Annotated in this window: 13 protein-coding genes; 7 read left to right on the top strand and 6 right to left on the bottom strand. The window is 65.0% G+C overall.

The annotated features are described in order from the left end of the window. Window positions 1-75: 75 nt before the first annotated feature. Both tsf and rpsB read right to left on the bottom strand, forming a co-directional pair. Window positions 76-954: a translation elongation factor Ts gene (tsf, locus tag IB257_RS01595; protein WP_119451963.1), complete on the bottom strand. Its 879-nt coding sequence runs from the start codon at window positions 952-954 to the stop codon at window positions 76-78. A 178-nt stretch (window positions 955-1,132) separates the two neighbouring features. Further along, entirely contained in the window at window positions 1,133-1,882 is a 750-nt protein-coding gene (gene rpsB, locus IB257_RS01590) for a 30S ribosomal protein S2 (protein WP_054456717.1), read from the bottom strand. Between the two features lie 846 nt (window positions 1,883-2,728). Here rpsB and map point away from each other — a divergent pair. The 6 genes from map to IB257_RS01560 all read left to right on the top strand — a co-directional run bounded on the left by map (window position 2,729) and on the right by IB257_RS01560 (window position 8,617). Beyond that, window positions 2,729-3,550, top strand: coding sequence for a type I methionyl aminopeptidase (gene map, locus IB257_RS01585; protein ID WP_119451964.1), 822 nt, complete (start codon window positions 2,729-2,731; stop codon window positions 3,548-3,550). 18 nt (window positions 3,551-3,568) lie between these two features. Next, window positions 3,569-6,175, top strand: coding sequence for a [protein-PII] uridylyltransferase (locus tag IB257_RS01580; RefSeq protein WP_192491766.1), 2,607 nt, complete (start codon window positions 3,569-3,571; stop codon window positions 6,173-6,175). Window positions 6,176-6,250: 75 nt separating this feature from the next. Continuing rightward, window positions 6,251-6,964 (top strand): MarC family protein, encoded by a 714-nt coding sequence (locus tag IB257_RS01575; protein ID WP_013393435.1) that lies wholly within the window; start codon window positions 6,251-6,253, stop codon window positions 6,962-6,964. A 51-nt stretch (window positions 6,965-7,015) separates the two neighbouring features. After that, entirely contained in the window at window positions 7,016-7,501 is a 486-nt protein-coding gene (locus tag IB257_RS01570) for a disulfide bond formation protein B (protein WP_192491765.1), read from the top strand. Between the two features lie 4 nt (window positions 7,502-7,505). Beyond that, on the top strand, window positions 7,506-8,093 hold the full coding sequence (locus IB257_RS01565) for a nucleotidyltransferase family protein (protein ID WP_175180805.1): 588 nt from the start codon (window positions 7,506-7,508) through the stop codon (window positions 8,091-8,093). A gap of 2 nt (window positions 8,094-8,095) precedes the next feature. Then, window positions 8,096-8,617 (top strand): M48 family metallopeptidase, encoded by a 522-nt coding sequence (locus tag IB257_RS01560; RefSeq protein ID WP_175180804.1) that lies wholly within the window; start codon window positions 8,096-8,098, stop codon window positions 8,615-8,617. 83 nt (window positions 8,618-8,700) lie between these two features. On the opposite strand, the gene purF is transcribed toward IB257_RS01560, so the two are convergent. The 4 genes from purF to folC all read right to left on the bottom strand — a co-directional run bounded on the left by purF (window position 8,701) and on the right by folC (window position 12,928). Continuing rightward, window positions 8,701-10,221, bottom strand: coding sequence for an amidophosphoribosyltransferase (purF, locus tag IB257_RS01555; RefSeq protein ID WP_054456711.1), 1,521 nt, complete (start codon window positions 10,219-10,221; stop codon window positions 8,701-8,703). A gap of 30 nt (window positions 10,222-10,251) precedes the next feature. Next, entirely contained in the window at window positions 10,252-10,740 is a 489-nt protein-coding gene (locus IB257_RS01550) for a CvpA family protein (protein WP_054456710.1), read from the bottom strand. Further along, a complete protein-coding gene (locus tag IB257_RS01545; protein WP_175213240.1) occupies window positions 10,740-11,555 on the bottom strand; it encodes an SPOR domain-containing protein in 816 nt (271 codons plus the stop codon). Before IB257_RS01545 ends, IB257_RS01550 begins: the two co-directional genes overlap by 1 nt. A 62-nt stretch (window positions 11,556-11,617) precedes the next feature. Beyond that, window positions 11,618-12,928 (bottom strand): bifunctional tetrahydrofolate synthase/dihydrofolate synthase, encoded by a 1,311-nt coding sequence (folC, locus tag IB257_RS01540; RefSeq protein WP_192491764.1) that lies wholly within the window; start codon window positions 12,926-12,928, stop codon window positions 11,618-11,620. 164 nt (window positions 12,929-13,092) lie between these two features. On the opposite strand from folC, the gene IB257_RS01535 reads away from it, so the two are divergent. Then, complete coding sequence (locus tag IB257_RS01535) at window positions 13,093-13,509, top strand: cupin domain-containing protein (protein ID WP_175180803.1); 417 nt, start codon at window positions 13,093-13,095, stop codon at window positions 13,507-13,509. The last annotated feature ends 25 nt before the right edge of the window (window positions 13,510-13,534 follow it).

Here is a 13,534-nt window from a genome sequence, read left to right as displayed (position 1 = left end):
CCGACGAAAGTGTAAGACAAGAAATAGGCCGGACTAGAATTTAATCTAGCGCCGGCCCTTAAGCACTACCCTGGGTCAGGCGCGGCCGGCGGCGGCAGCGGCGACCTCAGCGGCGAAATCGCTGGTCTTCTTCTCGATACCTTCGCCGACAACGAACAGCACGAACTTGCTGATCGAAGCGCCCTTTTCCTTGAGCATCTGCTCAACGCTGTGCTTGTCGCTCTTGACGAACGGCTGCGACAGCAGGGTGACTTCCTTCAGGAACTTGGCGACCGAGCCTTCGACCATCTTGGCGACGATGTCAGCCGGCTTGCCCGATTCGGCAGCCTTCTGTTCGGCGACCGAGCGTTCGGCGGCGATGTCGGCGGGGTTCACGCCGTCGGCGTTCAGGGCCTTGGGCTTGGTGGCGGCGATGTGCATCGCCAGGTCCTTGCCCACTTCTTCCGCGCCGGTGTATTCGACCAGCACGCCGATCTTGCCGCCGTGCACGTAGCTGGCCAGCGAGTTCGGGGTCTCGATGCGCTCGAAGCGGCGGATCGAGATGTTTTCGCCGATCTTGCCGATCAGGGCGGTGCGGGTGCTTTCGACCGTGCCGTCGCCGTAGGGCAGCGCCGACAGGGCTTCCACGGTGGCGGGGTTCTGCGTGGCGACCAGCTCGGCCAGCTTGTTCACGAAGCCGACGAAGTCGTCGTTCTTGGCGACGAAGTCGGTTTCGCAGTTGATTTCGATGACGGCGCCCTTCTTGGCGTCGGCGGAGATGAACAGACCGATCAGGCCTTCAGCGGTGACGCGGGCGGCAGCCTTGCTGGCTTTGTTGCCCAGCTTGACGCGCAGGATTTCCTCGGCGCGGGCCAGGTCACCCTCGGCTTCCGTCAAGGCCTTCTTGCACTCCATCATGGGCGCGTCGGTCTTTTCGCGCAGTTCCTTGACCAGGGCAGCGGTAATTTCAGCCATGTTTGCTCCAATTTGCTAGAACATGCCCCGGGAAACCGGGACAGTGGTTTGATTCGATGGGACATCCGCGACTAGCGGATCAGGAAGATGGGAGCCCACCTTCGCATTGCCGGCGAGGCGGGAGCGGACCGATTTCGGCACCGCTCCCAGACGCTAACCGCCGGACATGACAACAGGCTTAGGCCTGGTTGTCCTGCACTTCGACGAACTCTTCCTGGCCTTCGCCCAGTTCTTCGACCAGACCGTTCAGGTTCTGTTCGCGGCCTTCCAGCACGGCGTCGGCGATGCCCTTGGCGTACAGCGCGATGGCCTTGGCCGAGTCGTCGTTGCCGGGGATGACGTAGTCGATGCCTTCGGGCGAGTGGTTGGTGTCAACCACGGCGACCACGGGGATACCCAGGGTCTTGGCTTCGGCGATGGCGATCTTGTGGTAGCCGACGTCGATCACGAAAATGGCGTCAGGCAGACCGTTCATGTCCTTGATGCCGCCGATCGACTTGTTCAGCTTTTCCAGTTCGCGCTGGAACAGCAGGCCTTCCTTCTTGATCATGCGCTCGGCGCCGCCTTCGGCGACCACGGCTTCCATGTCCTTCAGGCGCTTGACCGAGGTCTTGACCGTCTTGAAGTTGGTCAGCATGCCGCCGAGCCAGCGGGCGTCGACGAAGGGCATGCCGCAACGGGAGGCTTCAGCGGCGACCAGCTCGCGAGCAGCGCGCTTGGTGCCGACGAACAGGATGTTGCCGCCGCGAGCAGCCAGCTGCTTCACGAACTTGGTGGCTTCCTGGTACTTATCAACCGTCTTTTCCAGGTTGATGATGTGAATCTTGTTGCGATGGCCGAAGATGAAGGGGGCCATCTTGGGGTTCCAGTAGCGGGTCTGGTGACCAAAGTGGACACCCGCTTCCAGCATTTCGCGCATCAAAGACATAACTTTCTCCAAGGGTTGATTTCTTGCGCCGCACCTGCATCAGCCTCTGGCTGACACCCTGGGTGGTGTTGCGCGCGATTTCCCGCAAATGCGGGATGACAAAATTTTAACCGGGCCGACCGATCACTGCCGCAATAACTGCGACGCCCTGGGGCGCCTTCTACTACGCTGCCGCGATAAACCCAGACGGCCGCCACGACCAAGAGCCTTGCACCGCATGCTTGCAGGCGCTTTTCCAGACCCACCAGGAATTTCCTGGAAGTTTCCGGCGGTTTCCCGAAAGCGCACCCGGACCTGTTTTGTTGGCGGCGAAATCCAGCTCTGGAAAATCCAGCTCTTCGCGTTCAAGCGCGGGGTTGTCACACCCTAGCTTCAGTTCGACCGCGCATCAGACCATCGGGGCATTTCTTAAGAAAACGCGAACGTTTTCAAGAACTTAAGCCGACATCCATACCGAGTCCAAACCCTGAGCCTGCATCGCCGCTCTAAAACATGACCGGGCTTACAAGCACGCCGCGTCCCCAGCCTGGCGCCTGCATCGAATTTGCCGCCGCTCCGCCCGCCCGACTGGTTTCCTGCCTGCGTGCCCACCCACGGAACCAACGACCTGCCCGATTTCGCTCCACAACCTTCGCTTGCGGTGAAACTTCAGGGCGCGCCGCCGATCACTATGAAAGGACCTGCTGCCAGACTACCTGCCGGGTTTGCGTGACATCGGTTCCGCTGCCTGCACCCGCCGGGTTCGGCCTTTGCCGTAACCCGATTGCTCCCCAAAATTTTAGGGAAGCCTATAATTCTACTATTCTTTCAAGCAGACATTCAAGCGAGACATCGCCAAGCTATTCCATGGGCACTATCACCAATCAAGCCGACCTGGCCAAGATGCGCGCCGCCTGCCAGGATGCGGCCAAAGTCCTCGATTTCATCACGCCGCACGTCAAGCCTGGGGTCACCACCGGAGAGCTGGACCGCCTCTGCCTGGAGTACCTGACCGATGAGCTGGGCGTGAAATCGGCCACGGTGGGCTATGCGCCCCCGGGCTACCCGCCCTTCCCCGGCGCCATCTGTACCTCGGTCAACCACCAGGTCTGCCATGGCATCCCGGGCGACAAGGTGTTGAAAAACGGCGATTCGCTGAATATCGACGTCACCATCATCAAGGATGGCTGGTTCGGCGACACCAGCCGCATGTACGCAGTGGGCGAACAATCCATATTGTCGCGCCGCCTGACCGAGATCACCTTCGAGTGCATGTGGAAGGGCATCCAGCAGGTGAAAAACGGGGCCACGTTGGGCGACATCGGCAACGCGATCCAGAAGCACGCCGAGGCCAACGGCTTTTCGGTGGTGCGCGAGTTCTGCGGCCACGGCATCGGCCAGCGCTTCCACGAAGACCCGCAGGTGCTGCACTATGGCAAGCCGGGTACGGGCGTGAAGCTGACGACGGGCATGCTGTTCACCATTGAACCGATGATCAATGCGGGCCGCCGTGAGATCCGCCAGCTGTCCGACGGCTGGACGGTCGTCACCCGCGACCACAGCCTGTCGGCCCAATGGGAGCATGCTGTCTGTGTCACCGAGACCGGCTACGAAGTGTTGACCCTGTCGCCGGGGATGCCCAAGCCGCCCGCCTTCGTCACCGAACCCCTGGTCATCCCAGCCGTCTGACACACAACCTTAGCCACCATGACCGCCGCCATTCTCAGCGCCCTGCGCGAACGCATCCAGGAAGCCCGGCGGACCGCGGTGGCGCAATTCCGCACGCACCTGCGGCCAGACACCCTACTGTCCGAGCTGCGCCGCATCGTCGACGCCGCGCTGCGCGACCTGATCAAGCATTGCCCCCTGCCCGCCGGCGCCACGCTGGCGGCCGTGGGCGGCTATGGCCGGGGCGAGCTTTACCCGCACTCCGACGTGGACCTGCTGATCCTGCTGCCGCACGCTCCCACGCCCGAGGACGAGTCGGCCATCGAAAAGCTGGTGGCCTCGCTGTGGGACCTGGGCCTGGAGCCGGGCCATAGCGTGCGCACCATCGAGGACTGCGAACGCGAGGCGGACGCCGATATCACCGTGGAAACGGCTTTGCTGGAATCCCGCTGGCTGGCGGGCAGCCGCACGCTGATGAAGGCCTTCGAAGCCGCGACCAAGTCGCGCCTGGACCCGCGCGCGTTCTTTCGCGCCAAGCGCGTCGAAATGCAGCAGCGCCACGCGCGCTACCAGGACACGCCCTATGCGCTGGAGCCGAACTGCAAGGAGTCGCCGGGCGGACTGCGCGACCTGCAGGTCATCCTGTGGATGGCCCGGGCAGCCGGCTTTGGCAACAGCTGGCGCTCCGTGGCGCAAGCCGGCCTGCTGACCTCGTCCGAGGCGCGCGACCTGCGCAAAGCAGAACAAGCCTTCAAGCGCCTGCGCATCGAATTGCACCTGCTGGCGAACCGGCGCGAAGACCGCGTGCTGTTCGACCTGCAGCCCGCCCTGGCCGAAGTCTATGGCATCCATGCCACCGCCACCCGCCGCGGCAGCGAGCTGCTGATGCAGCGCTACTACTGGGCGGCGCGGCTGGTGACCCAGCTGAACGGCATCCTGGTGCAGAACATCGAGGAACGGCTGTTCCCGCGTCCGGACAGCGACGCGCGCGACATCGACGACGACTTCCGCAATCTGCGCGACCGCCTGGACATCATTCGCGACGACGGTTTCGAGCGCAATCCCACCCTGCTGCTGCGGGCCTTCCTGGTGATGCAACAGCATCCGGAACTGACCGGCATGTCGGCGCGCACGCTGCGCGCCATCTGGCATTCGCGCCACCGCATCGACGCGCAATTCCGCCGCAACCCGGTCAACCGCAAGCTGTTCCTGCAGATCCTGCAGCAGCCGCGCGGCATAGTGCATGAGCTGCGGCGCATGACCATGCTGAACATCCTGCCGCGCTATCTGCCGGTATTCCGCCGCATCGTCGGCCAGATGCAGCATGACCTGTTCCACGCCTATACGGTGGATCAGCACACGCTGGCGGTGGTGCGCAACCTGCGCCGCTTCACCATGCCGGAGCATGCCCAGGAATATCCGCTGGCCAGCCAGCTGATCGCCGGCCTGGACCGGCACTGGCTGCTGTATGTGGCCGCGCTGTTCCACGACATTGCCAAGGGCCGCGGCGGCGACCATTCCGAACTGGGCGCGCGCGAAGTGCGCAAGTTCGCCCAAGACCACGGCATGGAGCCCGAGGACGCCAAGCTGGTCGAATTCCTGGTCCGCCAGCACCTGCTGATGTCGGCCGTGGCGCAGAAGCGCGACCTGTCCGATCCGGCCGTGGCGCAGGACTTCGCCGCCACCGTGAAGGACGAACGCCACCTGACCGCCCTGTACCTGCTGACGGTCGCCGATATCCGCGGCACCAGCCCCAAGGTCTGGAATGCCTGGAAAGGCAAGTTGCTGGAAGACCTGTACAAGCTGACGCTGGCCGCCCTGGGCGGCGCCCACGCCGACGCCCACACCGTCCTGACCGAGCGCAAGGAAGAAGCCGCCCGCCTGACCCGACTGGCGGGCCTGCGCGACGATGCCCGGGAAGCCTTCTGGAACCAGCTCGACGTGGCGTATTTCCTGCGCCACGACGCCTCGGACATCGCCTGGCACACGCGCCATCTTTATCATCAGGTCGCGCCAGCGCAGGCTGTGGTCAAGGCCCGCCCCACCGAACATGGCGAAGGCCTGCAGATCATGGTGTACACCCGCGATGCGCCCGACCTGTTCGTGGCGATCTGCGGCTATTTCGACGCCAAATCGCTATCCATTCAGGATGCGCGCATCCACACCACGCGCCACGGCTGGGCGCTGGACAGCTTCATCGTGCTGTTGCCGGAAGGCGCCAGCGACCTGCGCGCCCAGGCCACCCTGGTCGAACACGAGCTGGCCGAACGCCTCAAGGACCCGCACGCCGCCGCCTTGCAACAGCCCGCGCGCGGCGGCTACTACGGCCGCGGCCGGCAGTCCCGCGTGTCACGGGTGTTCCCGGTCATGCCGCAGGCCGAACTGCAGCCCGACGAGCGCAGCACCTCCTGGCGCCTGTCGGTAACCGCGACCGACCGCCCCGGCTTGCTGCACGCGCTGGCGCGCGTCTTCGCCGGGCACGAAGTGAACCTGCTGATGGCCAAGATCATGACGCTGGGGGACCGGGTCGAGGACGTATTCATCGTCGACGGTTCGGCGCTGACGCGGCCGCGCAGCCAGATGCAGTTCGAACGCGACGTCCTGGACGCCCTGGCGGGCGAGGAAGCCCAGCAGCGCGCCGCCTGATCACGGGCGCCTGGCATCGCCAGCGCCGCCGGGACCGCATACAATCCCGGTTTTCGGCCAGGCGATACCCTCCCCATGGAGCTAAACGATTATCTGCGCGTTTTCGGCACCAGCTTCTTTTTCGCGCTGGCCACCCTGCTGCCCTTTCTGAACCCGCCCGCGATCGCGCCGATCTTCCTGTCGCTGACCGAGGGCGCGTCATCATCCACCCGGATGGTGCTGGCCAAGCGCGTGGCCATCAATGTCTGCCTGATGCTGATCGTCGCCATGGTCGCGGGCAACGTGCTGCTTAGTTTCTTCGGCATTTCGCTGTCCATCGTGCGGGTCGGCGGCGGCATGCTCGTGATCGCCAGCGCCTGGCGGCTGGTGAATTCGCCCGATGCCGATACCGAGCGCGTGGCGCGCATGGCCGAGTCCTTCACCCCGGAGATGGCCAAGGCCCGCGCGTTCTATCCGCTGACCTTCCCCATCAGTTGCGGTCCCGGATCCATCGCCGCGGCCATCACCGTGGGGGTGTCGCTGCGCGATCAGAATCACGTGCTGAGCCTGGTGCGGCTGGGCGGATCCATTCCGGGCATCATCGTCGTATCGGTCACGCTCTACATCTGCCTGCGCTTTGCCGCGCAAATGCTGCACCGCCTGGGCGACAATGGCACCGCCGTGTTCATGCGCCTCTCGGCCTTCATCATGCTGTGCCTCGGCGTACAGATCTTCTGGGAAGGCTCGCGCGAACTGCTGCTGGGCGTGTTGCAGCAAGTGATGCAACCAATTCCGATTCCCAAGGCCTAAGCCTGGCTCGGGGCCGCGTCCGGCCCCTTTTCCAACCCTTGCAAAGCAACAATGACCTCTCGCTCAGAACGCCTGCTCCGCCTGATCGCCCTCTTCTGCTTCGGCGCCGTCGGCCTTGCCCTCGTTTCCCAGCACGTCTTCGACATGCCGCCCTGCGCCTGGTGCGTCATGCAGCGCCTGATCTACCAGGTGATCGGCGTGATTGCGCTGGTGGGCGGATTCGGCGGCGGACGCGCCCTGACGCGCCTGTGCGGCGCGCTCACCGCGCTATTGTCCCTGGGCGGTATCGCCGCGGCCTGGTATCAGTACAGCGTAGCGGCCAACATGCTGTCCTGCGACCAGACCTTCGCCGACCGCTTCATGACCGGCATCGGCCTGGAAAGCGCCGTGCCGTGGCTGTTCGGCATCTATGCCACTTGTATGGACGCCAAAGTGCCGGTGCTGGGCATCGAATATGCACTGTGGAGCCTGGCGCTCTTCGTCATCATTTTCTTCATGGCGCTGCCGGTCGTGTTCCGGCGCGGCGGATCGCAGTAAGCCGGTGCAGGCGCAGCCCGAGGATCCGCATGCCGCTGCGCTGCGCCGGCTGGTCCTTGCACACGCACCGTTGGTGCATTGGCTGTGCGTCGCCCGCGACCATGGCCCCTCGGGTGGCTACATCGGCGCGGGCGCGGTGCGCTCCCTGGTCTGGAATCACCTGCATGGCTATCCCATAGGCAGCCACGCACCGACCGACATCGACTTCATCTATCACGATCCCACTGATCTCTCGCGCGAGCACGAGGCCCGGGTCGCTGACCGTTTGCGCGCAGCGGCGCCTGATGCCCCCTGGGAGGTCGTGAATCAGGCTCGCGTGCACTTGTGGCATCGCGACAGTGCGGGCGAGGCGCCACTCCCGGCGGCATCGTTGGCCGCAGGCATCGCCAGCTGGCCCGAAACCGCCACTTGCGTGGCCGTGCGCCTGACACGGGATGGCCTGGTGGATATCATTGCCCCCTATGGGCTGACCGACCTGTTCGGACTAGTACTGCGGCCCAGCCCCGCAGCGGATCGCCAGGCCTACGCCTCGCGGCTGGCCACCAAGCGCCATGCCGACACCTGGCCGCGGCTTATTGTCATACCCTCTTGATCATGCCTGCCTTGAAGTACCTGACCGGATACCCGGAATCCCTGCTCGCCCAGGCCCAAAAGCTGCTCGACCAAGGCAAGCTGGGCCCGGCGCTGCTGGCGCGCTACCCTGCCGGTCCCCACGACGTGCGCACCGACCGGGCGCTCTACCAATACGTAACGGACCTGAAGAACAGCTACATGCGCAACGGCGACCAGATCAACAAGGTCGCCTTCGACAGCAAGATCCATGTGATCCAGCACGCGCTGGGACAACACACGTATATCTCGCGCGTGCAGGGCGGCAAGCTGAAGGCCAAGCACGAAATCCGGGTGGCCACATTGTTCAAGACCGTGCCGGCGGAATTCCTGAAGATGATCACGGTGCATGAACTGGCCCACCTGAAGGAAAAGGACCATAACAAGGCCTTCTACAACCTGTGCCTGCGCATGGAACCGCAGTACCACCAGTATGAGTTCGACTTGCGGCTGTATCTGACGCACCTGGAGGCGACACGCGAAACCTTGTGGAAGGCCGCGGCCTGATATCGCAGTGCAGGCGCCCAGTACCCCGCAATAAAAAATGCCGTCCCGGAGGACGGCATTTTTCTTGCCACCAGGCAAACGCGTCAGGCGTCGCTGGCGGCGTAGCCCATGTTGAACTGCAGGCCGCTGGCCCCGCCTTCCTCGCCCGGTTCGCCACGGGACTGGCCCAGGCGAGCCAAGTATTCAGGGGTGATGTCGCCCGTGACGTACTGGCCGTCAAAGCACGAAGCCTCGAAGCGCGACAGCTTGGGGTTGATGTCCCGCACTGCCTGCTGCATGTCGTGCAGGTCCTGGTAGACCAGCGAGTCGGCGCCGATGGCGCGGGCGATTTCCTCGTCGCTGCGGCCGGTGGCGATGAGTTCGCTCTGCGTAGGCATGTCGATGCCGTAGACGTTCGGGAAACGCACCGGGGGAGCAGCCGAGGCGAAGTAGACCTTGTTGGCGCCTGCGGCGCGAGCCATGTCCACGATCTCGCGGCTAGTCGTGCCGCGCACGATGGAGTCGTCCACCAGCAGCACGTTCTTGCCCTTGAATTCCATGCCGATGGCATTGAGCTTCTGGCGCACGGACTTACGGCGCACGGCCTGGCCCGGCATGATGAAGGTGCGGCCCACGTAGCGGTTCTTGATCAGGCCTTCGCGGTAGTCCAGGTTCAGGCGGGCGGCCAACTGCATGGCTGCGGGACGCGAGGAGTCCGGAATCGGCATGACCACGTCGATATCGCCCAGGCGCATGTTGCGCGCGACCTTGTCGGCCAGGTACTCGCCCATGCGCAGACGGGCGTCATACACCGACACGCCGTCGATCAGGGAGTCCGGACGCGCGAAGTACACGTACTCGAAAATGCAGGGCACCAGTTGCGGATTGTCGGCGCACTGGCGGCTGACGAAGCGGCCGTCCAGGTCGATGAACACGGCTTCGCCGGGCTCGACGTCGCGCACGAAGGCAAAGCCGCTGCCTTCCAGCGCCACCGATTCCGACGCGACCATCCACTCCACGCCCTCTTCGGTTTCCTGGCGACCGATGCACAGCGGACGGATGCCGTTGGGATCACGGAAGGCCAGCAGGCCGTAACCGGAAATCTGCGCCACCACGGCATAGGCGCCGCGCACGCGCTTGTGCAGGGCCGATACGGCGCGGAAGATGGCGTCGTCGTCCAGCGACACGCCGCTGGCCGCCGATTGCAGCTCGTGCGCCAGCACGTTCAGCAGGACTTCGGAATCGGAGTTGGTGTTGATGTGGCGGCGGTCGACGCGGTAGAGCGATTCGCGCAGTTCGCGCCAGTTGGTCAGGTTGCCGTTGTGGGACAACATGATGCCGAACGGCGCGTTGACGTAGAACGGCTGGGCCTCTTCCTCGCTGGCGCTGGAGCCCGCGGTGGGATAGCGGACCTGGCCGACGCCCGACGTACCCGGCAGCGCGCGCATGTTGCGCGTGCGGAAGACGTCGCGCACCAGGCCGTGAGCCTTGTACATATTGAATTGGTTACCTTGCGATGTCGCGATGCCCGCGGCGTCCTGCCCGCGATGCTGCAACAGCAGCAAGCTGTCATAGAGCAGCTGGTTGACCGGCCCGCGCCCGATGACCCCTACGATTCCACACATGGTGAGATTTCCTGGTTGATTTAAAGCTAATCAATACGGCAGCCACGTCGCCAGGGACGGCGGCAGCCACGTCTTGATATGTTTGATGGCCTCGATGGCCGAATGCGAAAACATGGCGTCCTTCCACCACGGCTCCTGCGGCAGCGGCGTGTAGCCTGCGGCGGCGACCAGCGCCAGCACGATCAACAGGCCACGGGCCAGCCCGAACATCCCGCCCAGGCCGTGGTCGGCGGGACTCAGTCCGGTGCTGCGGATCAGGGCGGCAAGCGTCATGTTGACCAAGCCCACGCCGAGCAGCACGATGATGAACACCGCGGCGTACGAGACTCCCATGCGCAGCAGCGTCGTTTCAATATAGGGCTCCAGCCAGGCATAGACCGTGGGCCCCCACCATATCGCCGCCACGAAGGCCAGCAGATAGGCGACCAGCGACAGCACCTCTTTGAGCAGGCCGCGCACCAGGCCCAGCACACCCGAAACCACCAGGATGGCCAGCACGACGAAGTCGAAGCCGGTCACTATTGGGCGGCGATGAAACCATTGTCATAGCCCAGGGTGCGCAACCGCGCCTGGGCCGCCTGCGCCGCCTCGCGCGAGGGGAACGGCCCCACCCGCAGACGGTACTGCTGTTTGCCATTGATGGTGGCTTGTTCCACGAATGCGTTGGTGACGCCGGCCTGGTGCAGCTTGCCGCGCCGCGACTGGGCGTCCTCGGAGGTCGTATAGGCGGCGATCTGCAACACGAAATTGCCCTTGGCGGCGGGCTTGGGCGCGGGCGCCGAAGCCGCAGGCGCCGAACGCCCTTCCAGCAAGGCCAGCGCGCGCGCGCCGTCATCCGATCGGTTATCGGGCTTGGCCGGCGTCGCGGGCTTGGGGTCCGGCTTGGGCGGCGTAGCCGGCTTGGGCTCGGGCTTGGGCGGCGTGACGGCCGCCGTCGCGGGCGGCGTCGCAGGTTGCGCGGCCGGAGGCGTCGTCGTCGCCGGCGGCTGCACGGACGTCACGGGAGGCGGCGTCGGGATGGCCGAAGGATCCGTCGGCGCAGCACTGCCCGGCGCGGGCGTCTGCGGCGCGGCGACTTGCGGTTCGGTCACTTGCGGCTGGAACGGCGTATTGCGCTCCGGCACCCTGATGGGAATGTTGTCGTCCACAGGCGTGGGCTGCGAATCGAGCACCATGGGAAGGATGATGACGGCTGCCAGCACCAGCGCGACAGCGCCTGCCAGCCTGCGCCGCGCGCGACCGCGCAGCTCCGCAGCCTGCACCTCGCTGGGCACAGCCGCCCGCTTGGAGGACTGCGCCTGGTCGGCAGGATCTTTGCGTTTGAAAAAACCCATGGAGGAGAATTCCTTGCGGCGATATGGCGGCGGGCCGCCGGACGCGACTGACCCGCTGCTGCCTATGCCTTGCGACCCAGAGCCTGCAAAACCGAGGCTACGGTGAGAAACGAGCCGAACACCACGATTCTATCATTCTCCCCTGCCCGTTCGCGCGCTGCCGCAAAGGCCTGGGCGGGATCCGGGTAAGCGAAGATACCTGGTTTTTCGCCATCCGCCGGCGCGGGCGGCAGCGCGGCGGCGACCTGCTCCGCCAGCGCGTCTCCAGGGGTGCCGCGCGGCCCCGGCAAGCCGGCGCAGTACCAGTTGTCGATGCGCGTGCCGAGCTTGGCGATGACGCCGGCCAGATCCTTGTCGTTGAGCATGCCGAACACCGCGTGGGTGTAGGGATGAAAGCCCATGTTGTCCAGGTTCTGCGCCAGCACCGCCGCGGCATGCGGATTGTGCGCCACGTCCAGGATGACCGCGGGCTGGCCCGGCAGGATCTGGAAACGGCCCGGCAGGGACGCCTGCAGCAAGCCCAGGCGCACGGCCTGTTGCGGCACCGGCAGGCGGTCGCGCACCGATTCCAGCGCGGCCAGCGCGGCCGACGCGTTCAGCAGCTGGTTGGCGCCGCGCAGCGCCGGATAGGCCAGCGAGTTGCGCCGCTGTTCGCGGCCGCCATAGGCCCATTGCTGGCGGTCGCCGGAATAGTTGAAGTCGCGTCCGAACAGCCACAGGTCCGCGCCGATTTCCTGGACGTGGTCCAGCAGCGATTGCGGCGGCATGGGATCGCTGCAGATCGCCGGCCGGCCGCTGCGGTAGATGTGGGCTTTCTCGAAGCCGATTTTCTCGCGCGTATCCCCCAGCCAGTCGGTGTGGTCCAGGTCCACGCTGGTGACGACGGAGCAATCCGCATCGACGATATTGACGGCGTCCAGCCGTCCGCCCAGGCCGACTTCCAGCACCACTGCGTCCAGTTTCGACTGCGAGAACAGTCGCAGGATTGCCAGCGTGGTGAACTCGAAGTACGTCAGCGACACGTCGCCGCGCGCGGCTTCGACCGCCTGGAACTGGGCGATCAAGGCCTCGTCCGTGGCGATCTGGCCATTGATGCGGGCGCGTTCGTTGAAATTGATCAGGTGCGGGGACGTGTACAGCCCGACCTTGTAGCCGGCCGCAAGCAGGATTGCCTCCAGCATGGCACAGGTGGAACCCTTGCCGTTGGTGCCGCCGACGACGAACTTCACGCCGGACAGCTCCAGCCCCAGGCGCCCCGCCACCTCGCGCACCCGGTCCAGACCCATGTCGATGGCGGTGGCGTGGATCGATTCCAGGTACTGCAGCCAATCGGACAGGGTGGCGGAAACGTCGGGCGTGCGGGCAGAAGACATGACAAAGCCGGTAGTGAGATCAGCCTTCGATTTTAGCAGTCCGCGCCCGGTGTTTTCCCTAATCCCCCAGGGAGCGGCAAGGTATCCGCAGCGAAAAACTGCTTGCCACTATTTTTCTCATACATAAAAATAATTTCACGTATGAAAATTTAAACGGATCAACCATGACGCAAAGCAAGACTCCCGCCTGGCTGGTGCGCGAGGCCAACGTGCCCGGCTACCACCCCGCCAATCACACCGGCACCCTGAACCGGCGCCTGATCGGCCCGGACACCGTCGGCTCCCGGGGCGTGGAAGTGCTGCTGGGCGTGATCGACAAGGGCAAGGGCGCCCTGCCGCACGCCCACCCCGGCATCGAGCAGGTCTGCTATCTGCTGTCCGGCACGGCGCGCGCGCAGGTGCAGGACGAATGGGCCGACATGGGACCCGGCGACTGCTGCTATTTCCCCCCGGACATTCCGCACGTCTTCACCGTCACCAGCGACGAGCCCGCCCGCCTGCTGGTGATCTATACGCCCCCTTATGAAGAATCCCCAGACCGCGTGATACGCGGCTTTCCGGCGCCATCCCCAGCCGCTTGACGCGGCGCAGCCCCGGGCAGCGGAC

The organism is Achromobacter sp. ACM03, assembly GCF_014851665.1.
GTDB classification, from domain to species: Bacteria; Pseudomonadota; Gammaproteobacteria; order Burkholderiales; family Burkholderiaceae_B; genus Achromobacter; species Achromobacter aegrifaciens.
Note: the sequence above shows the minus strand (reverse complement) of the source record. Positions and strands in the feature narration are given on the sequence as shown.

Bases quoted from the DNA above. Each gene is read 5' to 3' on its own strand.
- IB257_RS01560 (WP_175180804.1), top strand. From the start codon at position 8,096: ATGCCTGCCTTGAAGTACCTGACCGGATACCCGGAATCCCTGCTCGCC.
- rpsB (WP_054456717.1), bottom strand. From the start codon at position 1,882: ATGTCTTTGATGCGCGAAATGCTGGAAGCGGGTGTCCACTTTGGTCAC.
- tsf (WP_119451963.1), bottom strand. From the start codon at position 954: ATGGCTGAAATTACCGCTGCCCTGGTCAAGGAACTGCGCGAAAAGACC.
- IB257_RS01570 (WP_192491765.1), top strand. From the start codon at position 7,016: ATGACCTCTCGCTCAGAACGCCTGCTCCGCCTGATCGCCCTCTTCTGC.
- IB257_RS01575 (WP_013393435.1), top strand. From the start codon at position 6,251: ATGGAGCTAAACGATTATCTGCGCGTTTTCGGCACCAGCTTCTTTTTC.
- purF (WP_054456711.1), bottom strand. From the start codon at position 10,221: ATGTGTGGAATCGTAGGGGTCATCGGGCGCGGGCCGGTCAACCAGCTG.
- IB257_RS01535 (WP_175180803.1), top strand. From the start codon at position 13,093: ATGACGCAAAGCAAGACTCCCGCCTGGCTGGTGCGCGAGGCCAACGTG.
- IB257_RS01580 (WP_192491766.1), top strand. From the start codon at position 3,569: ATGACCGCCGCCATTCTCAGCGCCCTGCGCGAACGCATCCAGGAAGCC.
- IB257_RS01545 (WP_175213240.1), bottom strand. From the start codon at position 11,555: ATGGGTTTTTTCAAACGCAAAGATCCTGCCGACCAGGCGCAGTCCTCC.
- map (WP_119451964.1), top strand. From the start codon at position 2,729: ATGGGCACTATCACCAATCAAGCCGACCTGGCCAAGATGCGCGCCGCC.
- folC (WP_192491764.1), bottom strand. From the start codon at position 12,928: ATGTCTTCTGCCCGCACGCCCGACGTTTCCGCCACCCTGTCCGATTGG.